22 protein-coding genes are annotated in these 19858 nt (G+C 33.6%); 19 read left to right on the top strand and 3 right to left on the bottom strand.

What is annotated here, in order from left to right; all coding sequences use genetic code 11:
* Positions 1–27 precede the first annotated feature (27 nt).
* Positions 28–807: a DUF481 domain-containing protein gene (locus CLV90_RS10365; RefSeq protein WP_133687413.1), complete on the bottom strand. Its 780-nt coding sequence runs from the start codon at positions 805–807 to the stop codon at positions 28–30.
* Positions 808–981: 174 nt separating this feature from the next.
* Entirely contained in the window at positions 982–4545 is a 3564-nt protein-coding gene (locus CLV90_RS10360; RefSeq protein WP_133687412.1) for a BamA/TamA family outer membrane protein, read from the bottom strand.
* Positions 4546–4813: 268 nt separating this feature from the next.
* Here CLV90_RS10360 and CLV90_RS10355 point away from each other — a divergent pair, with 268 nt between their 5' ends.
* The 19 genes from CLV90_RS10355 to CLV90_RS10275 all read left to right on the top strand — a co-directional run bounded on the left by CLV90_RS10355 (position 4814) and on the right by CLV90_RS10275 (position 18867).
* Positions 4814–5002, top strand: a complete 189-nt coding sequence (locus CLV90_RS10355) for a hypothetical protein (protein WP_133687411.1) — start codon at positions 4814–4816, stop codon at positions 5000–5002.
* A 256-nt stretch (positions 5003–5258) separates the two neighbouring features.
* Complete coding sequence (locus CLV90_RS10350; RefSeq protein WP_133687410.1) at positions 5259–6419, top strand: DUF3095 family protein; 1161 nt, start codon at positions 5259–5261, stop codon at positions 6417–6419.
* A 136-nt stretch (positions 6420–6555) separates the two neighbouring features.
* A complete protein-coding gene (locus CLV90_RS10345) occupies positions 6556–6900 on the top strand; it encodes a hypothetical protein (RefSeq protein WP_133687409.1) in 345 nt (114 codons plus the stop codon).
* 2 nt (positions 6901–6902) lie between these two features.
* Positions 6903–7061, top strand: a complete 159-nt coding sequence (locus CLV90_RS10340) for a lmo0937 family membrane protein (protein WP_208295119.1) — start codon at positions 6903–6905, stop codon at positions 7059–7061.
* Between the two features lie 95 nt (positions 7062–7156).
* Positions 7157–8794 carry an ABC-F family ATP-binding cassette domain-containing protein gene (locus tag CLV90_RS10335; RefSeq protein ID WP_133687408.1) on the top strand — a complete coding sequence of 546 codons (1638 nt, stop codon included), beginning with the start codon at positions 7157–7159 and terminating at the stop codon, positions 8792–8794.
* 196 nt (positions 8795–8990) lie between these two features.
* The gene (locus CLV90_RS10330; protein WP_166638565.1) at positions 8991–9767 is read left to right on the top strand and encodes a DUF695 domain-containing protein; all 777 of its coding nucleotides are present in this window, start codon (positions 8991–8993) and stop codon (positions 9765–9767) included.
* Positions 9768–10062: 295 nt separating this feature from the next.
* Entirely contained in the window at positions 10063–11001 is a 939-nt protein-coding gene (locus tag CLV90_RS10325) for an integrase core domain-containing protein (protein WP_133687406.1), read from the top strand.
* 97 nt (positions 11002–11098) lie between these two features.
* A complete protein-coding gene (locus tag CLV90_RS19255) occupies positions 11099–11239 on the top strand; it encodes a hypothetical protein (RefSeq protein WP_166638564.1) in 141 nt (46 codons plus the stop codon).
* A 213-nt stretch (positions 11240–11452) separates the two neighbouring features.
* Positions 11453–11881 carry a Crp/Fnr family transcriptional regulator gene (locus CLV90_RS10320; protein WP_407943378.1) on the top strand — a complete coding sequence of 143 codons (429 nt, stop codon included), beginning with the start codon at positions 11453–11455 and terminating at the stop codon, positions 11879–11881.
* A gap of 99 nt (positions 11882–11980) precedes the next feature.
* On the top strand, positions 11981–12640 hold the full coding sequence (locus tag CLV90_RS10315; protein WP_133687404.1) for a peroxiredoxin-like family protein: 660 nt from the start codon (positions 11981–11983) through the stop codon (positions 12638–12640).
* A gap of 4 nt (positions 12641–12644) precedes the next feature.
* Complete coding sequence (locus CLV90_RS10310) at positions 12645–13031, top strand: DoxX family membrane protein (RefSeq protein ID WP_133687403.1); 387 nt, start codon at positions 12645–12647, stop codon at positions 13029–13031.
* The gene (locus CLV90_RS10305; RefSeq protein WP_133687402.1) at positions 13018–13527 is read left to right on the top strand and encodes an SRPBCC family protein; all 510 of its coding nucleotides are present in this window, start codon (positions 13018–13020) and stop codon (positions 13525–13527) included. Before CLV90_RS10310 ends, CLV90_RS10305 begins: the two co-directional genes overlap by 14 nt.
* The gene (locus CLV90_RS10300; RefSeq protein ID WP_133687401.1) at positions 13517–14350 is read left to right on the top strand and encodes an oxidoreductase; all 834 of its coding nucleotides are present in this window, start codon (positions 13517–13519) and stop codon (positions 14348–14350) included. Before CLV90_RS10305 ends, CLV90_RS10300 begins: the two co-directional genes overlap by 11 nt.
* Before the next feature lie 16 nt (positions 14351–14366).
* Entirely contained in the window at positions 14367–14495 is a 129-nt protein-coding gene (locus CLV90_RS19540) for a hypothetical protein (protein ID WP_279586548.1), read from the top strand.
* Between the two features lie 36 nt (positions 14496–14531).
* Entirely contained in the window at positions 14532–15284 is a 753-nt protein-coding gene (locus tag CLV90_RS10295; protein ID WP_243835367.1) for a DUF6882 domain-containing protein, read from the top strand.
* A gap of 350 nt (positions 15285–15634) precedes the next feature.
* Positions 15635–15961 (top strand): gamma-glutamylcyclotransferase, encoded by a 327-nt coding sequence (locus CLV90_RS10290; protein ID WP_133687399.1) that lies wholly within the window; start codon positions 15635–15637, stop codon positions 15959–15961.
* Between the two features lie 289 nt (positions 15962–16250).
* A complete protein-coding gene (locus CLV90_RS10285; RefSeq protein ID WP_133687398.1) occupies positions 16251–16991 on the top strand; it encodes a hypothetical protein in 741 nt (246 codons plus the stop codon).
* Between the two features lie 164 nt (positions 16992–17155).
* Entirely contained in the window at positions 17156–18301 is a 1146-nt protein-coding gene (locus CLV90_RS10280; protein ID WP_133687397.1) for an alpha/beta fold hydrolase, read from the top strand.
* A 131-nt stretch (positions 18302–18432) separates the two neighbouring features.
* Positions 18433–18867, top strand: a complete 435-nt coding sequence (locus tag CLV90_RS10275) for a hypothetical protein (RefSeq protein WP_133687396.1) — start codon at positions 18433–18435, stop codon at positions 18865–18867.
* 84 nt (positions 18868–18951) lie between these two features.
* Here the strand turns inward: CLV90_RS10275 and CLV90_RS10270 are convergent, their stop codons facing one another.
* Entirely contained in the window at positions 18952–19608 is a 657-nt protein-coding gene (locus CLV90_RS10270) for a helix-hairpin-helix domain-containing protein (RefSeq protein WP_133687395.1), read from the bottom strand.
* Positions 19609–19858: the final 250 nt, after the last annotated feature.

Genomic DNA, 19858 nt, shown 5'->3' with positions numbered 1-19858 from the left:
ATCTAAATAGAATCTATTCATAAACTACTATAAATTCAACGTTAGTCCGAAACTTACATTAGATGAACGGTTGTCTTCTAAAGTCGAATTAAAATTGATTACGGAGTAATTATAAAGTGCAGAAAAACTTATTCTTTTTGTTAACGGCATTTCTGCTTTAAACTGACTCAGAATTCTATGGTTACTTATATTCTTGTACAAAGGCTGAAAATAAAAAGTACCAGTAATATCTAAATTATACTTTTTAAAATTCTGATTTAAAGAGATATAGCTACTATTTCTATGATTGTAGAATTTCTGATCCGAATCATCTACAGATTCAATTTCATAAATGTAAGAGTTTCCAAAATAGGCAAGTGAACCATTTTTTGAGAATAACTTTAAACGTAAACCAGCACCTAATAAATTTCGTTCAGATATAGTTAATTTTTGATTATTCTGATTTTGAATAAAGGCTTCAAAACGAATTACCTTAGTCAACTTTTGATTAAACCTCGCATGTAAAAAATATGAATTCTGAAAATCTTCATCTTTAGATCGTATTAGGTTTACATTACCGATAAAGAAGTAAATGCTATTGAGGTTCTTAGACTTAAACTGTGTGGTAACATTTGAACTTACCTGAAGAATATATTCCCCATTGTTATCAGTATAGTTGAAAAGCAAATCGCTATTTAAAACAAATCGTAAAGAATCGGTGTGCATACGTTTAGACTCAATATTCACCAACTGAGCCTCGACAGAAAAGCTTAAAAAGAATATAAAAACACAGCAAATAGATGTAATAAAATTTAAGGTCAATTTCATGAAGGGTGATATATATCGCTTTAGATAGTCGCTTGTAATTTATTTTACAAAACTATTACTAAATACGTTCTAAGAAAAGCTTAAAAAATATCAGACATCCTAAAGCAAAATAACACATTTATAATCAATAATTCAATTCATATAAACTCATAAGGATAAAAATGATATCTAATATTAGAAGTTAAAACCTAAACTAAATACCAGCCTATTGCCATCACCACCATGATAGAAACCTAGATTACCTGTTAAGGCGCTAAAACCAGATATCCAAACCGATCCTCCGTAATTATTATGCCATTTTGTAGCGTTATCATTATCTGACCATACGCGACCATAATCAAACCCAGTACTTACACCCATTTGTAGCGGTATAAAATTAGTTTTAAATCGTGTTACACCAACTCTAAGGTCTGTACTTTGGTAAAAAGCAGATTTACCATTAAATCGTTCATTTCTATATGCCCTTAAACTTGTGTTACCACCTATTACGGCACCATGGTAAAATTCGTAGGTATCACCAATAATAGCTTCACCTGCTAATTTAGTAGCGATTACCGCAATGCCACTTGGGTGCAATGGATAAGTCAAAGCTATCGAAGGTTTTATATAAGCAAAACTGTTATCAAATCCGTTAATACTAGATTTATAACCTGCAGCGATATCAACAGACATGGCACGACTAGGAAAAGCTGGGTTATTCTGGTTCTTGTACCCATACCCTACTTCACCCGACAAATACAATTGCTGCTCATACACGTCATTATCTGAAGCAAATGCTTGACCAACCAAACGTTCGTTGTCATTAGATACATCAAAAGATTCTAATGTAGATTTAAAATAATAACTACTACTTTCACTCTTGTGAACTAGATAAGGAGAAATCCTCCATTGTCGTATACGCACCCTATTAAAATCCCGGTCTAAATCTGAATCATATGTTGACTCATTACCCTCACCGAAATAATTCATCGTATAATTAGGACTCCCATATCGTGCATCGAAACCTAAATTCCAGTTATAAAAAACTTGTGCAAATTCTGCATTATAGTCGATTGCAAATCCGCTTGTGGCAAAGAAATATTCAGCACCAATGGTATGTTGCGATTTAAATGGATTATTAGCCAAACCATAGGTTGTAAAACGGTCTTTTAGTCCGATTCTAAAACCGGTATCACCATCAAAACCTATACTAGGGAAAACAATGTTTTCATTATATTTTCTTTTCTGATAGTCATAGGTATTAATATCATAAGAATCTGTAAGCCATTTTTTTGAGTTAACATTTACAATGGTGTTGTTCTTGCTCTTAAAATCATACAGCTTCACTTTTTTTGTATTCTTAAAATCATAGGTATCATTTTTCTTTCCTCCTATTATCCTAATATTAATCAAATCTTTTCCATCACCATCTACGGTAAACGTGTCTTTACCATCTAAACCATATACCCAAATCTCTTTGTTCTGTTCTGCATTGTATGTATTCTTATAAACTATAGTGTCTTTAGAAATAGATATATCTGTTTCACCGTTCGGTTTTCTAGTAATTAAAAAATTATCATCGTCTTCTGTACCAATAATAACTTCGAAATTATTCAAGTATTCGTAGTAAGATTTAGCAATACTTTGTAAACCATCTCTACGCGATTTTAAGTTCTTTTTAATTTCATCTATACTACCGTCTTGGGCTGCTTTAGGCAAGGTATTAAAAGCGGCATCTATTTCTGCATCAGTTAAATTTTCTTGAATAAAATCTACCTGTTTCTTCCAATCGTTCCACTTCGCATTTTTTATAAAAGTTTTATCCATCGGGTAACCAGAAAGATTAAACCATTTTACATTTTTTACATCGGCATCATAGCTTTCCATTTTACGAAGCAACGGAAATGCGAATTTTAGCATACCAATAATAGTTCCATCATATTTAGGAAAAGCTTGATCCCAATCGCGAGGTATGGCTTCGTATCTCTTTTTACCATCTTCTGTTTTAAATTGTGCCCAACGCCATTGATCTTGATGGCGATCCCAATTACCAACCAGCATATCAAATAAACGAGCACGGATAAAACTTGGCTCATCTACATATGAATCTTTAGATTCCATCAACTCAAAACGTAGATCTGTAGTACTAATAATATCATCTGGGCTACCAAAAGTTTCAAAGTCTTTATTCTCACCACCTGCATGTTCCTCGAACATAAATAGTGCATCACCATAATCATTATTATAAATACCTAATCCTTTTTGTTTAGGTACGTAATATATTTTTGGGTTTGAATGAAGCACGTCTAACGTCTCAGACAAGTCATTCATGGCAAACTGTGCATATGGGTGTGCTGTGGTATAAAAATCCATCAAATATCGTTCTGCAACGGTATTATCAAGGTAATCTTCAACGTAATGAGTATTGATGGCATTGGTCTGCAGAAAACGTAATGCGCTTTTACGCAATGCACGTAAGGTATATTCATTCTCATTGTCATCGATAAACCTTAATGATCTTGATTGCGTACCACCACCTTCAGAAATTGGTCTTACATTATTGGGCAGCGCATCTATTTGTAATACCGGCGCTTCAATCTCTTTACTGTAAAGATTTCTATAGTGATCGCCCCACATCCATTTATAGAATCCTTTTTTCTCAGTCTCTTCTTTCGTATAAATAGAAGCCTTTGCTGTAGTTGCATTTATTTTATTAGGATAAGAAACATCGTCTAAAGAAAGGCGCTCTCTTTTAATCTTTTTGGTAAAAGCAACTTCTGATGCTCCATTTTCTATTTCAACTAAATCAACTTCGGTACTACCATCTTTATAAACGGTTAACTTGGCATACCCATTGGCACTAGATTCAAAATGTTCTTCTTTAGGTGCTCTTGCCTTTTCTGTTTTGCCTACTGCACCGCTAATAATTTGAGGAATACCATCATCTTCTAAATACTGTAAATTTCGGTCTTTACCTGAAACAAATATGACATCATTAAACTGACTTGCTATGGTTTCTAATCGACCTCGTAAATTTCTATTTTCTTTGTTTTGATATGACTCTGGAGTAAACCCACCCATTTTGTTCGCCATAGAAATTTTGGTATTGCTCATTACAGGCTGATAAACTGCTACAATCACAGTTTTGCCTTGGCTATCTTTTAGGTCATCTTTAAACTCCGCAAAAAATTGATCTCTGGTCTTAATTTCACATTTTTGATTGATATATGGGTGATGATCCCAATCTTCTAAAAACCATTGAGAATCGACCATTTCTAAAACAACATCATCATTTATAGTTTCTCGTTCTAAGGGGCAGCCATCGTTGGGCCAAAATTTAGCTTTGCTATTATCTTGCAAGAAAGATTCTAAATCATCAATACTTTGTGGTGCTCCTTTTAACCATTCATTTTCTCCGGGCGTTAAAATAACGCTACCATTAAAATCATCCCATAATTGCATTAAAGGTTTCAAATACGCTTTAGTTGCATATTGATGCTTCTCTTTTGCAGAAAAACCATCCTTATTGACAACGTTGCCAATAAGCAGCAAAGTTGCATTGCTATCGTTCTTAGAAGCCGTATTAATTTCATTTAATACTTTCTTTGCCTCTTCTAATGAAACATTTCCTACGTTAGAAGTAATATAGAAAGAGTGAGACACCTCGTTTTTCGAATTCGGCTTTAGCTCATCTGCATTTTGCGAAAAAATGGTACAGTGACCTATAAGGAATATTAAGAATATGATTTTTGAACGCATGTAGTTGTTTATCAAATTGATGTAAAATAAATAAGTATAATACTCTCTTAAAGTTATTGTTTGGTCTCAGTCTATATACCTTTTTGCTATCTAAATTTGGTGATGAACATTTCTAAGAAATATTTCCTAACGTATTTGAAAATGCATAAAAGAAGAAAAGAAATATTGTTTACCAACCATGCAAAAATAGGTAGTATGCCAAAAGCCAATTAACTCTATTGAGAATTTAAGTAGCCATAAAAAGTAGGTAGGTTTGAGATGAAGAATTTTGAGGATTGTATTGTCTACTTATGGTGCTTCTACTTACCCAAAAATTACGCTCAATAATTACACTGGCAGCATGCAGCATTTAAATACCTACTACCATCCAACTATTTCATCTTTAGAAAAAACATCAATTTTCACCAGACTTGCCACAAGAAGTATTGCCGTTAAAGGAGTATGTTATCCGGACTAATACTATATGATAAAGTTTACACACGTATTCTCAATTCAAATTTAAAATACCTGTTTTATCCGAAGGAGAAAATCTCATGTAAAAAACATCTGAAGGTAAAACACCTAATGTGGAGTATTATAGGCATTCACAAGTAAGCAAAGCACTATTTCGATTAACAATTAGATCATATAATTAACACGTGCATTTAAATTTGTACTAAATACGAGAATAAACTTGTAATTTCACTTAGAAAATTCGACTTGCTAACTAGCAAATGAAAAATACCAAATTCTACACTGAGCTAAGGAAGTCTAAAAAACCACTGGTAGATTTACTAGAAAAAGAAGCTGCGTTTACAGATGTGCCAATTTCTTGGCATGTGGTAGTTGTTGACATACAAAACTCTACCCAGGCAGTACAAAATGGTAATCATCACCAGGTAAATTTAACGGCTACCGGTAGTATTATTTCTGTATTGAACACCGTTCGCAAATTTAAACACTATATAGAGATTCCCTATTTCTTTGGTGGGGATGGCGCTACTTTTTTAGTACCGACCGCCCTACTTAACAACGTAATTGCGGTACTAAACAACTATAGCGTACATATTAAAAGAAAAACCAATTTGGTATTAAGAGTTGGTCATGTTTCGGTTAAAGACCTTGTAACGGAAAATTGTCATCTTAAAATAGCAAAACACCAACTTACCGAACGGCTAACAATACCTATAATTTTGGGCAACGGTTTACATAAAGCTGAAAAAATTATAAAATCGAACTTTATAGCCCCTACTATTTCAAACTTTAATAAAAACCTTTTGAACTTAGAAGGTATGGAATGCAGATGGGAAGAAGTAAACCCCGAACTAAATCGAGCTAAGGTGGTCTGTTTATTATTAGAAGCCACCGAAGAAGAATTTCAAAGAGACAATTATAGAGCCATTTTAAGGAAGATGGATGACATTTTCGGAACCTTTACCGAAAGGCAACCTATAAAAAGTGAACGTCTAAAACTTGATGCCAGCCTGTTTAAAATATGGGAAGAAATGCGCGTAAGCCTTGCGGATAAAAATTGGTATTACTTTGTTAAAAACTGGATTATAACCAACATTGGCCGGCTATACTTTAGCCTCTCTAAAAGCGGAAAACAATATCTGAAACAAGTTGGTCAGTTATCGCATTCATTTATGTTAGATGGTATGATCAATACGATTTTTACTGCTGAACAAGACAATATAGATCTGTTTGTAGATTATCTAAACCAATTAGAAAGCGAGCATAAAATAGTATATGGTATTCATGTAACGCACGCCTCTGTAATGTCTTGTTACGTATTGGATAGAAAAACCAGTCACTCTCATTTTGTTGATGGTACCGAAGGCGGTTACACCTCTGCGGCAAAAATGCTTAAAGTCAAAAAAAAAGGCATTAACTAATTAATTCCCACTCCTTCGATTATATCATCATTTTACTCCTTCAATTTTATACGGTCAATTAATGTAATATTAGAGCAAATCTATATCTGATCGTGTTGCTACCTTGCTGTTAGTAGTAATAATTAAAAATATACAGATGATTACAGAAGATAAAAGCATTCACAAAACAAAAAGTACTGGGGGACTAGAAAATGATACTCCTCAAAATAAAGGAATATCTCAAAACGAAGATTTAAATGAAACCTTTGATGAACCCGTAAATAATGGCGGAGTAGCAACATCTAAATATGATTTACATATAGAAAAGCAATGGATGGCAGTAAAAGATGAATATTTGGCGAATTTTCCTGAAACACAAGATATAGATGATAACGGAGAGCTAGATGGGGTTGAAGCCCAAATAAGCGCTATTGCAAAAAGAAGAAAGAAATCTGAACAAGAGATTCACGATGAAATTATGAACTGGACCTTAAATAAATAAACATGAAAAATATAGTATACTTTTTAATCGCCGCGTTGGTCATAAGTTGGGTATTAGGTTTCGTTGTATTTAAAGTTATGGGAGCACTAATTCACCTACTTCTATTATTGGCAGTAGTACTTTTAATTTATAATTGGTTAAGCAACAAGACCAGTACCTAAGAAGTAGCTTTTTGGTTAGAACGGTTATAACTTTTTAATGCAGTTAGTAACAAGCACCACAACTTATTATTAGTTTTGCATTTTAAATATATAGCATGATTTCAGTAGATAACCTAGCCGTTGAATTCAGTGGCACTAACCTATTTAGTGACGTATCTTTTGTAATAAACCCAACCGATAAAATAGCCCTAATGGGTAAAAACGGAGCAGGTAAATCTACCATGATGAAAATTATCGCTGGTGAGCAAAAAGGTACGCGAGGCAATGTTCGTGTACCCAAAGATGCGGTTATCGCGTATTTACCACAACACTTATTAACAGAAGATAATTGCACTGTTTTTGAAGAAGCAGCCAAAGCATTTAAGCATGTTTTTAGCATGCGCGATGAAATGGACAAGCTGAACAAAGAACTGGAGACTAGAACAGACTATGAGAGTGATGCCTATATGAGCATCATTGAAAAAGTATCTGATCTTGGCGAAAAATATTATGCACTTGATGAAGTTAATTATGATGCAGAAGTAGAAAAGGCATTAAAGGGATTAGGTTTTAGACAAGAAGATTTCACCAGACAAACCAATGAGTTTAGTGGAGGTTGGCGTATGCGTATAGAATTGGCAAAAATTCTACTACAAAAACCAGATTTAATTCTGTTAGATGAGCCAACAAACCATATTGATATAGAATCGGTAATTTGGTTAGAAGACTTTTTGTTGAATAAAGCCAATGCCGTAATGGTGATTTCTCATGATAGGGCGTTTATTGATAATATTACCAACCGCACCATAGAAGTAACTATGGGGCGTATTTATGATTATAAGGCAAACTACAGCCATTATCTACAATTACGAGAAGATCGCAGGTCTCATCAAATAAAAGCATACCAAGAGCAGCAAAAGTTCATTGCCGATAATATGGCATTTATAGAACGGTTTAAGGGTACCTACTCAAAAACCAATCAGGTTACATCGCGAGAGCGCATGTTAGAAAAGCTTGAAATTATAGAGATAGATGAAATCGATACCTCTTCATTGAAATTACGTTTTCCACCAGCACCACGTTCAGGTGATTACCCTGTAACAGTCAAAGATATTTCTAAATCTTATGATCAACATGTGGTTTTTAAAGATGCCAATATGTCTATTGCAAGAGGGGAAAAAGTATCTTTTGTAGGCAGAAACGGTGAAGGGAAATCTACCATGATAAAAGCCATCCTGGGCGAAATTCCCGTAGAAGGCACCTACCAACTTGGTCATAATGTAAAAGTCGGATACTTTGCCCAAAATCAAGCGTCATTGCTAGATCCTGACTTAACCATCTTTCAAACAGTAGATGAAGTTGCTTTTGGGGATATTCGTAACCAAATTAAGAATATTCTAGGTCGTTTTATGTTTAGTGGTGATGATATCGATAAAAAGGTAAGCATGCTCTCCGGCGGAGAAAAAACGCGATTGGCAATGGTGAAACTATTGCTAGAACCCGTAAACCTTTTAATATTAGATGAGCCAACCAACCACTTAGATTTGAAATCTAAAGATGTACTTAAAGAAGCCTTATCTACGTTTGATGGTACACTTATATTAGTTTCTCACGATAGAGATTTTCTCCAAGGTTTATCACAAAAAGTGTTTGAATTTAAAGAACAACGTGTTATTGAACACTTTGAAACTATTGACGCTTTCTTAGAGCGAAATAGAATAAAAAGTATTGCTGAAATCAATTTGATGAAGTAAATATTTCTTTTGTTTTTTCAATTTCTTACATTACGGATAAAATAGATATAAAGTAACTTGTTACTTTATACAATTGTTGTAACCAATTTAAACAAGCCTTCAAGCTATAAGAATGACCAAACAAATAATTCTACTACTAATTACAATTCTTCTAACTTCTTGTAAAGGAAAATCACAAAACAAACAGAATTCCAATATGATTACATTCGAGAAAGTCCAAGAAATGTATACAAACATGCACTCAAACGGAGTTGATACGGACATCAAAATGTTATATGGGTATTTCTTCACTAATGTTGAGCCAAAACAATTAGAAAAAGTATCGGAACATTTAAAAAAAGACGGATTTGAATATGTTCACATTTATCCAGATGATACAGGAGAATACTGGTTGCATATGGAAAGAATTGAAATTCATGATGCAAATTCATTATTCGAACTGAATAAAAGTCTATATGCAGTTGCAGACGAATTCAATGTAACGTCATACGATGGATTTGATGTTGGTAATGCTGACAAAAACCAACCAATAGAAAGAGATACTTATGTAGTTCCTGAAGAATATGGCACAAACGATTTAATAATTGACGGCGTACCTAAACTAATTGTTGCAAATAAAGCATTCGAAAGGTTTCCTCATAAAGAAGAATTCTTTTATTTCATTGAAATCAAAACAAAATACGCCATTGAAGATGCCTCTAAATTACCCTCGGAAGATGAATTGGAGGTTCTTGACAATTTTGAAATGTTTATTGAAAATAACTTGACGCAAAACAAGATATCCAATTACTATGTTGGTCGTACAACCTTCAACGAAGAGAGAGTCTTTAATATTGTTACAAATGAAAAAGAGGGTGCAGTTGGACTTTTGGAATTTATCAAAGAGAATGGGAACCAAAGAGAATTTGAGTACAAAATAATTGAGGATAAAGAATGGAAATTATACTCGGATTTAATTAGCACTCTGGAATAAAACTGGTTACAACAAAACCTATAAACAATACGGGTTTGGGTTTTAAACGCCAAGGTCTGAGTACATTTATAATGTCGCGAAATCTTTGGGATTTCGCTTTGACACAAAAAAAAATAAAACAAACCAAAAGATTTCGCTTTGTGCGTGGCGGAAAGCAAACGCTAGTTTGCTCCCGTACTGTTCATAGCTCAACCGTTATCTTCAATGGGGTATGTTAAAGGGACATCCTTTACAAAGTTAAAGTTACATAGTTTACACTTTTAAGGTTATAATTTGAGAATAAAATCAAATTATTATGCCTTGGAAAGAAACAACGACTATGGAACAAAAAATTGAATTTATCTGTGAATGGCGTACAGGAAAATACACCATTACAGAATTATGCAAAAGCTTTAAAATCTCAAGGCCAACGGCATATAAGTTGATAAGCAGGTTCGAGGAACAAGGTTTTGAGGCATTAAAAGAGCGGTCCAGAGCGCCCGGGAAACATCCTAATGCAACCGGTCAGAATATCATTGAGGGTATTCTAAAACTCAAGAAAAAACACAGGCATTGGGGAGCCAAAAAATTAAGGGAACTGTTGTTTAAAGATTTTACGGCTCAAGAAGTCCCCTCTGTGGTCACGGTTCATAAAATCTTAAAAAATAATGGTTTGGTTTGTCCACAAAAACGGATGCGAAGAGTAAAACCGGTATACCCGATTTTCGACCCTGAACACTGTAATGAAGTGTGGAGCGCAGATTATAAGGGAAAGTTTTTAATGGGCAATAAAATATACTGTCATCCACTCACGATCGCAGACTCCAAAAGCCGGTTCCTGTTCACTGCCAAAGGTCATTATCATGAAAATCTAAAGTCTGCAAAGGCCGAGTTCACAAGGGTATTCAGAACATACGGGATACCTAGGCAAATACATACCGACAATGGTAGTCCTTTTGGTTCCGTGCGTACCATTCAACGTTTTACCCAGCTCTCCTATTGGTTTATAGAACTGGGAATTTCTCCTGTCTTTTCTGATCCTGCACATCCAGAACAAAACGGTAGACATGAACGCATGCACCGAGATCTAAAAGCCGCTTGTGCAAAACCTTCCGCTTATGACCTAAAAGCACAACAAAGACGTTTGAACCACTTTGTAAAGGAGTATAACAACATAAGGCCTCATGAAGCTTTGAACATGAAGACACCTGCCGATATGCACGACTTTTCTACAAGACCTGGAAAGAATACCTGACTTTCACTATGATGCCAAATACAAAGTTCTTAAAGTAACACAGAATGGATCTATCAGATGGAAATCATATTACTGGGTATACGTAACAGCTTCGTTAATGGGCAAATATGTAGGTGTTCAAGAAATGGGAAACGGTATTTGGAGGGTATTTTATAGAAACGTATTTTTAGGTTTCTTTGATGAAAACAATTTAAGAAATAAAGAACAAGCAACAAGATTAGAAATTAATTTAGTGTAAACCCTAATCTTTAACTTGTGTAAACTATGTCCCTTAACGAACATTTAAAAAACATTGGAACAATACAAAAACATATTAGAAAACATAAGTAAATACGTTACTCTGAACGAAGAGGAAACGGAAAAACTTATTGGAATAATCCGAACGACCAAAATCAAAAAACGTCAATTTATTGACCAACCAAATTACGTTTGCCAATATCGGAATTATGTCGTGAAAGGCTCGTTTCGCTCTTACTTTATTGACAACGAGGGAAAAGAACACACGGTACAAATTGCGATTGAAGATTGGTTCGTGAGCGATTTTTACAGCTACATTACCCAAACACCCGCCACGCTATTTGTTGAGGCTTTAGAAGATTCTACCATTTTTCAAATGACTTATGACGATATTGAAGGTCTTTGCAAAGAGATTCACGGATTGAGCGAATATTTTAGAATCACAACTGAAAGAGCATTTGCTTTTTCTAGAAAAAGAGCGTTATCCAATTTGAGTATGACCGCAGAAGAACGTTATTTGGAAATTTTGGAACGCTATCCAAATATTGTAAAACGAGTTCCTCAAAAGGTTATAGCTTCCTATTTAGGGTTTACACCAGAGTTTCTATCTAAAATCAGAAAAAACCTTACTTCAAAAACTTAATCTAGTTCAAGAGTATTTCCTAAACCAGTTCATTTTTAAAGTTGGCACATTGCCACACCTTTGTAAAGTCAATTTTGGCTTCATATCAAACAAAGAAAAATGAACACAGAAACAAATTCTTACCAAGAAAACCTAAAAGATTTACGTACAAATTTAGGAACAATGCTTCCTAAAGATGCTTTGGGCGTTTTCGACCAAGATGCGGAGAAACTACAATACAACCATAATTCCATTTTGAAATTACAAGTTGGCGATAAAGCACCAGATTTTGCACTTTCAAACGCAACGGATAAAACAACAAAACTTTCAGAATTACTTAAAAATGGCAAGGTTGTAATTACTTTTTACAGAGGTTCTTGGTGTCCCTATTGCAATCTTCAATTAGCTCACTATCAAAAATCATTAACTAAAATTCACGATTTAGGTGCAGAATTAGTTGCCATTTCACCACAAACACCTGATGAATCTTTAAACGTAAAGGAAAAGAACGAACTTGATTTTAAGGTTTTGAGCGATAATGGAAATATTGTTGCAAGAAAATATACAACTGTTTTCAAAAATGCAGATGCACCAGTAAATACAATGACCGAACTCGGCTTTGACTTTGATGCACATTATTCTGACGATTCGAGAGAATTGCCAATTCCAGCTGTATTTGTTATCGAAAAAGATGCAACTGTCTCTTTTGCAAAATCTTTAGGTGGCGATTACAGAAATCGAGTAGAAGTTTCAGAAATTATTAACGCTTTAAAAAAATAAAACAATGAAAAATACAATTCAAAATATCTCAATTGTGTTCTTGGCAATCTTAATGGTAATCTTCGGACTCAACAAATTCTTCGGTTTCATACCAGTAGAACCACCAGTAGACCCAACAGCACAAGCTTTTATGGGTGCAATGTTCACTTCCTATTTATTCGTGGTAGTCGCCATTGGTGAAATTGTTGGAGGAATTTTACTAATTGTTCCTAAAACCAGATTTTTAGGTTGGCTTTTGCTTTTACCTGTAATTTTTAATATTGTGGCTTTTCACATTGCACACGATTTTATTGGTAATGGCATATGGTTGTTGCCAACCCTATTATTTGCGGTAATTACGTATTTCCAATTAGGAACAGTCAAAAAAGCTATGAACTATGGACAAGTATAAGATTATATTTTTATCAATCGTTATCGTTTGTGCCACAAGCTTTGTAAATGGACAAACTTTTAATAAAGTCAAAGTAACAAACGATATTGAAATGACAAGGAATATGGACGAAGTTTGGACTGCAATTTCAAACCTTGCTAATTTAGACAAATTGGTTCCAGAAATTATTTCAAAAACTGCAATGGTTGGAAATGGCAAAGGCTCTGTTATTACGTTGACCTTAAAATCCAATGGATTAGAAGTTGTAGAAAAGGTAACAAAATTGGATAATGAAAAACATATCATAGTTTATGAAATGTTAGAAACACCAATGCCAATATCAGGCTACAAGGCAACAATAAAAATAATCCCATTTAAAACAAATAGCTACAAAGTTAGCTTTGATGCTGTTTTTAAAGTTCAAGACAAAAACAGGGAAACAATGGAAACAACCATTAGCAATTTTCAAAAAACACTTTTATCAAATATCAAAAAACAATATAATTATGAAAAATAAAATATGGCTAATCACAGGAATATCGAGCGGATTGGGAAAAGCACTTGCCGAATCCGTAATTGAAAAAGACGATTTTGTTATTGGTACTTTCCGCCACCAATCGCAAGTTGACGAATTCAATAAAAGCAATACTAAAAACGCAAAAGCAATTTTATTGGACATTACCAATGAAAAGAGCATCGAGGAAAACATCAAAAATATTATTTCCGAATACGGAAAAATTGATGTTTTAGTCAACAACGCAGGAATGGGATTTGTTGGTGCAGTTGAAGAAACATCATTAAAAGAGGTTAGAACTGTCTTTGAACCTAACTTTTTTGGAACTCTAAAAATGACACAGACCGTTTTGCCATATATGCGCAAGGAAAAGAGTGGCAACATTGTTCAGATTTCTTCGCACGGAGGAATTAAGGCATTTGCAGGTTTTGGTATTTACAATGCAAGCAAATTTGCTTTAGAAGGTTTTAGCGAGGCTTTGGCACAAGAAGTTGCACCTTTAGGCATAAAGGTTTCCATAATTGAACCCGGACCATTCCGCACAAATTTTGCTGGAAATGGACTTGGACAAGCTTCAACTGTAATTGACGATTATTCCGATACAGCAGGAGCATTTAGAACCAAATTAAAAGGAGTTGACGGAAAACAGGAAGGCGACCCAATTAAAGCATCAAAAGCAATTATAGCCTTGGTAAATTCAGAAAATCCAACACTTCGATTACCACTTGGAAAAGTTGCATTAATGACAATCGGAATGAAATTAGAAAGCGTAAAATCGGACTTGGAAACGAACCGAGAAACAGCTAAAGACGCTGTGTACGGATAAAAAAAGTGCCACAACAATGTATAAAATTAATAGCGGCTTGGGTGCTTTACCAAAGTCGCTTTTTTTATATTTACAAATGGTCGTAAACGAAAAGGGTTGTGCTTCTAAAACCGCTACTATTCTTATACTAGACCGTTGTGCTTAATGTTGAAAAAACGAAATTCTATTGATATTTAGACCTTTGAAATACGTAAAATACGCTCAAAAGGCGGTAGATAAACTTTCTGCTATTCAACCCGATTTTAGAGAGAAATTTGACACCGATAACTACGCTAGCTGGTTTTATAATCAATCGAGCGAAACACTAAAATTGTATAGTGACGACAAAGAAATATACTTTCTATATATTCCTGTTGGTACATTTTCTCAGAATACAAACACTTGGATGTGGGCTTGGGCAAATGAAGACTCTGTTGAACCGAGAAAATTTCGGACACTAAAGATTAAAGAACTCGGAGAAAAAAAGAAATATGAAAATCTTATCAATGCGCACTTCGATGGAGATAAATATACAGGTTGGGAATTAACATCAATAGCTTTTGACATAATTGGAGGAATTGGTACTTATCGTGTTATTTCTGACCATTTAGAAGTGTACTTTTTATTAACCGAACAAATATCAAAAGAAGAAGTCGAAAAAATTGAAAGTGAATTAATAGAATGTAGTGCGCACGGAAAATTACGGAAAGCATTTATTTGTCAACACTTGAATACGGAATATAAAACTGGATTTGAAGAAGCTTTTGACACGTATCGTGGAATGGAATTGAACGAAGATGATGACCTCCAAGCTTGGTGTGAGGAATGCGAAAGAGAACGTCTTAAAACGGACGGATGGAGTGATGAATCTATGGAATTTGCTAAAATTAAATTGGTCTGTGAAAGATGCTACTTTGCGATAAAGGAATTTAATCTGAACGCAAAAAAACACTAAGCACAACAAAGAACAAACACTAATGCTATACATCATCCTAGAAACAGGTTCCAATGACCTAATGAACTGATTGTATTTGAATAGTAAAAGAGCAGGGATTTTCTTTGTTGACGGAATCTGAAGTTCCTAAACCTATAATAACCTTACTCTGCTCTTTTGTTCTTTTGTTAAACCATAAAAGATAACAGAATACTAACTTAGGAAACCTATAAACAATACGGGCATCGGGCTAAACCGAAAATAATTGCTTGTTTTCTGCCCTACTTCCCATATATTTATTTGTTGCCAATAATGCTTGAGCACGTTTATGGAATTGAAAAACATCTAAAAATTTTAAAAAGATATTGATAATGCAAAAGCTATTTGTTTATGGAACTTTAGGACCTGAAAAACCCAATGAACATATATTGAAAAAAATAGGAGGGAATTGGAAAAAAGGATATGTTTTAGGAGAGTTATTTAAAGAAGGCTGGGGCTCGGAAATGGGTTTTCCAGGGATAAGGCTTGAAAACAAAATAGAAAAAATAAAAGGATATATATTTTACTCTGATAATTTAGACCAGCATTGGAAGGAATTAGATGATTTTGAAGGAATAGCATATCAAAGAATAAAAACTGAAATAACGTTAGAAAAAGGAGGTAATAAAGAGGAAGCGTTCATTTATGCCTTAATATAAAACACTAGCTTAAAACCCATTTAAAAAACTGCGGACTTTCTCAATAAAAATCTGACCGAATTGAGGTGTTGAATTTAAATCAGTTTGTAAAATAATATATGAAGGAATAAAAAATGGATAAAAGCGCTATTGGCAATCGAGTTAACGGTCGTGAGCGTTAAACAAGTTAAGTACACTTGTTTCTAGCCTGAGCTCTTAATATCTCTCATTTATTATCTCTTTGGATAACCTGATTATCTTATCTTGAAACTGTTTAACAAACATTCAAGCTCAGCCATTTTAACCGATTATGAAAAAAACTCTACCATATATAATCTTCTGTTTAATCTCAGGTTATTTATTCTGTCAAAAAAACGAAAGAGAAGAACTTAAAAAGTATGATTCTTATCTGGTTAGAAATCTAGAAATGGGTAAATGGAAGACAAAAAGTTTTCTGAAGAACGGACTTGTAACAGTTGAGGAAGTTTATTACAGAAGGGAGTTGAGAAGTAAATGGAAATATTTTTACGATGGAAACGAAAAGTGGACAATCAGAACTTTTGACATAAATCAAGGCATAATCAATGATACCATAGAAAATGAACTACTATATTTTCAAGATAGTTTATTAGTTAAAAAACATAGTTTAGGTGCTATTGAAATATATTCAGACTTTAATGAATTCGGGAAGCCAAGAATAGTTGAAAGAACTCAAGAATTTGGTTTCCTTCCGTATAAAGAGGTCTTTGAATATGATGCTATTGGCAATAAAACAAAAGAAATGGCATATTCTGAATACTTAAATACCAAAGACTCTTTAGTACAGGAAATAGAAATTAATAGATATAGATATGATTCAAATAATAATGTTATTGAAATAAAACGCGAATATATTCCAGAAAAGACTTTCCCAATTCCGATTATAGGTGCACCATCTTTGTTTCAAATTGAAAAATTCAGATTTAAATACAATAAAGACGGACTTTGGGTAAAAAAGTACAAAACAATAAATGGAATTGAAAAATTGACTTCAAAGAGAACGCTTAAGTGACGGCTATCAACAAATTAAAAAGTATTACAGACTTTTGAGCAAAACATAAAATTCTTTCTATCCCCAATTTTAACAAGGTTTAAAATTCATATATTCTTTACCTACCACTACGCTACTTTACTGCTGAAATAATGTAAATTACCAGAACTAAACACGAACCAAAAATGAAACAGTTCTATTTTACCTTCTTAGTAATTTTCTCCATATCGTTAACTATGCATTCACAAGCTATAGATACACCAGTAGATATCGGTGGTTACAACATGCATTTCAATATAATGAAAGGTGTCGGAACTCCTATTCTTTTTGAAGCTGGTGGTGGCGATGATAGTTCTGTTTGGACTTCTATTTTAGAAAGAATACATAAAGTTACTGGTACTACATTAATCACCTATGACCGATCAGGTTTTGGACAGAGTGAATTGAATTCGGCATTAAAAAATGATTCAGATTTCGGAATTGAAAACGGAATAAAAGAGCTTGAAACCGGACTTGCAAAATTAGGGTACGGTGATGATATTATTTTGGTATCCCATTCCTACGGCGGACAATACAATCTACTATATGCAAATAAACATCCAAAGAAAGTGAAATCGATTGTTTTAATAGATGCAACTCTTAGTGATTTCTGGAACGATGATTTCTTAGCGATGAGAGACAAGTTTGTAGACATCAACACCATACCAAAAGGTACTGGCGATTATTACTTAAATTTCAATTACAACGAAATTATGCGTTCATTAAGAAACACACAGTTTCCTGATAACATTCCCGTTACCAATATTTTTCCTGATAAATCTGCTCCAGTATATCCAAAAGAATATTCCGAGAGATGGAAAAAAGTACATGTAGATTTAGGCGAGAAAAACAATAACGTAACTAATATTATAGCTGAAGGCAGCAGCCATGCTGTATTTAATGATAATCCTGCATTAGTTATCAACGCCATTATTAAAGCCTATTCAGAAACATTAGATAAAAGTCAACAAAATGTAGTTTTACACAAGGCGCTAGGCAATGCTATTGAGTTATCAATTGAAACTAAGGTTCATAATCGTTCAGAACATGATTTAAATACTTTAGGATATTCATTTTTACAAACTCAAGAACTAGACAAGGCTCTAGACATATTTAAAACAACTACCTTATTATTTCCTAATAGTGCAAATGCTTATGACAGTTATGGTGAAGCGTTATTGATCGCAGATAAAAAAACGGAAGCCATAGAAATGTATGAGAAATCTATAGCGTTAAATCCTGATAACGAACATGGAAAAGAGGTATTGTTGAAATTGAAAGAAAAAAACTAATCATACAAATCAGTTTAAAATAATAAATCACACACCAATCAGCCAAAATCAAATTATAACCTCAACTGTAATTAAAACAACAAAATAACCTCATAAACGTTTATTGAATCCAACTTAAACCATAAATCATCATGTATAAAAAAGTACTTTTAGCTATTGTCTTGATAGTCGCATTTGTAAAAACAAGTAACGCTCAAGAATTACAAACTCAAGTAGAAGCAATCAATACTTATATAGAAGAACACAGTGAAAGCAATAGAAATTATTACGCAAAAATTAATGCTACACAAGAAAATGTTTATTTCTATAATGAAATTCAACATGCAATGCAGCTAACATTTCCTGTTCTAAAAATGGACGCTAATAATATAAAAATCACAAAAAAGGGACTCACATTTTATCCGAAAGAAAAGGGCTTGGTGGTCATCAAAAACTTTTCAACTTTTGCTCCTAAAAACATTGGCACCGCTTGGCTTAATATTATTAAAATGAGCAAAAAAGATAAAATAGAATTACAAGGCATGATGAAGAAGTTCATTGTAGATTATCAAACTAAAATGAAATAGTAGCTTCTAATCAAACGATTTTAAAGTAAACAAAAAGCCCTAAGAATAAATCTTAGGGCTTTTTGCTATGTATAGTTTTGGCAATTACTTACCGCCGTCTAATTTATCTTGTAAGACTTTCAATTTATCCCAATCACCTGAAGCAGCTAATTTAGCTTGCTTTGGCCAGCTACCTGGTTTATGCATAGTATAACGTGGTCCGGCTTCTTTTAAAATTTCTTCAAGAGTCTTTACAGATGCTCCAGCTAATTTTTCAAAAGTGCCGATACCCTTATTTGTTAAGATAGATGCAATTTTAGGTCCGATGCCTTCAATCTTTTTTAAATCGTCTTTCTTGGCCTTGGCTGCAGGTTTCTTTGCTACTGGCTTTTTAACTGCTGGTTTCTTGGCTACCGTTTTTTTAACCACTTTCTTTTTCGCCGGTAAAGCCGTTAAATCTACCACACTATTATCAATACCTGAATATGGCGATGGCACATAAGCATCTGCCGCATGATCATTGAACCAGCCTTTATCTTCGCTCAAGTATCTAAACTCGTAACGTTTACCAGCTTCAAGTTTTATGCTTTTTACATAAGACCCGTTCTTTTTTTCCATTCGGTAAGAACTATCGTTCGTTTGCCAATTATTGAAATCACCCAATAATATAACATTTGCTGCACTTGGAGCTTCATTTTCCCCAACAGTAAACGTAACGGTAATATGCGTACCCTTTCCTTTTGTCTCTTTTGTTAATGCCATTTTCTGTAGTGTTTTAATTCTAGATAAAAGTTACATAGAAATTACTCATTTTCAAAAGTTTGCACAAGGTAATTAGTAAATTTTATAAATAAATTACTATCCTACCCAATTGCCTTATGTTTTATTTAATCACTGAAAAACATAGTATTAAGTCTCTGTTAAGAATATATTATAATTTAAACTTAGTGGTTGGTAATAGTGTTAAAAAACAAAAAATAAATCCTATTCATTGCTTTATACTATTATTATA

Origin of the sequence: Maribacter spongiicola, from assembly GCF_004364165.1 — a bacterium.
GTDB classification, from domain to species: Bacteria; Bacteroidota; Bacteroidia; order Flavobacteriales; family Flavobacteriaceae; genus Maribacter; species Maribacter spongiicola.
This window is presented reverse-complemented; position numbering and strand designations above follow the sequence as displayed.

Coding starts and splice junctions, on each gene's coding strand:
- CLV90_RS10365 (WP_133687413.1), bottom strand. CDS start 807: ATGAAATTGACCTTAAATTTTATTACATCTATTTGCTGTGTTTTTATA.
- CLV90_RS10360 (WP_133687412.1), bottom strand. CDS start 4,545: ATGCGTTCAAAAATCATATTCTTAATATTCCTTATAGGTCACTGTACC.
- CLV90_RS10350 (WP_133687410.1), top strand. CDS start 5,259: ATGAAAAATACCAAATTCTACACTGAGCTAAGGAAGTCTAAAAAACCA.
- CLV90_RS10345 (WP_133687409.1), top strand. CDS start 6,556: ATGATTACAGAAGATAAAAGCATTCACAAAACAAAAAGTACTGGGGGA.
- CLV90_RS10340 (WP_208295119.1), top strand. CDS start 6,903: ATGAAAAATATAGTATACTTTTTAATCGCCGCGTTGGTCATAAGTTGG.
- CLV90_RS10335 (WP_133687408.1), top strand. CDS start 7,157: ATGATTTCAGTAGATAACCTAGCCGTTGAATTCAGTGGCACTAACCTA.
- CLV90_RS10330 (WP_166638565.1), top strand. CDS start 8,991: ATGATTACATTCGAGAAAGTCCAAGAAATGTATACAAACATGCACTCA.
- CLV90_RS10325 (WP_133687406.1), top strand. CDS start 10,063: ATGCCTTGGAAAGAAACAACGACTATGGAACAAAAAATTGAATTTATC.
- CLV90_RS19255 (WP_166638564.1), top strand. CDS start 11,099: ATGGGCAAATATGTAGGTGTTCAAGAAATGGGAAACGGTATTTGGAGG.
- CLV90_RS10315 (WP_133687404.1), top strand. CDS start 11,981: ATGAACACAGAAACAAATTCTTACCAAGAAAACCTAAAAGATTTACGT.
- CLV90_RS10310 (WP_133687403.1), top strand. CDS start 12,645: ATGAAAAATACAATTCAAAATATCTCAATTGTGTTCTTGGCAATCTTA.
- CLV90_RS10305 (WP_133687402.1), top strand. CDS start 13,018: ATGGACAAGTATAAGATTATATTTTTATCAATCGTTATCGTTTGTGCC.
- CLV90_RS10300 (WP_133687401.1), top strand. CDS start 13,517: ATGAAAAATAAAATATGGCTAATCACAGGAATATCGAGCGGATTGGGA.
- CLV90_RS19540 (WP_279586548.1), top strand. CDS start 14,367: ATGTATAAAATTAATAGCGGCTTGGGTGCTTTACCAAAGTCGCTTTTT.
- CLV90_RS10290 (WP_133687399.1), top strand. CDS start 15,635: ATGCAAAAGCTATTTGTTTATGGAACTTTAGGACCTGAAAAACCCAAT.
- CLV90_RS10285 (WP_133687398.1), top strand. CDS start 16,251: ATGAAAAAAACTCTACCATATATAATCTTCTGTTTAATCTCAGGTTAT.
- CLV90_RS10280 (WP_133687397.1), top strand. CDS start 17,156: ATGAAACAGTTCTATTTTACCTTCTTAGTAATTTTCTCCATATCGTTA.
- CLV90_RS10275 (WP_133687396.1), top strand. CDS start 18,433: ATGTATAAAAAAGTACTTTTAGCTATTGTCTTGATAGTCGCATTTGTA.
- CLV90_RS10270 (WP_133687395.1), bottom strand. CDS start 19,608: ATGGCATTAACAAAAGAGACAAAAGGAAAGGGTACGCATATTACCGTT.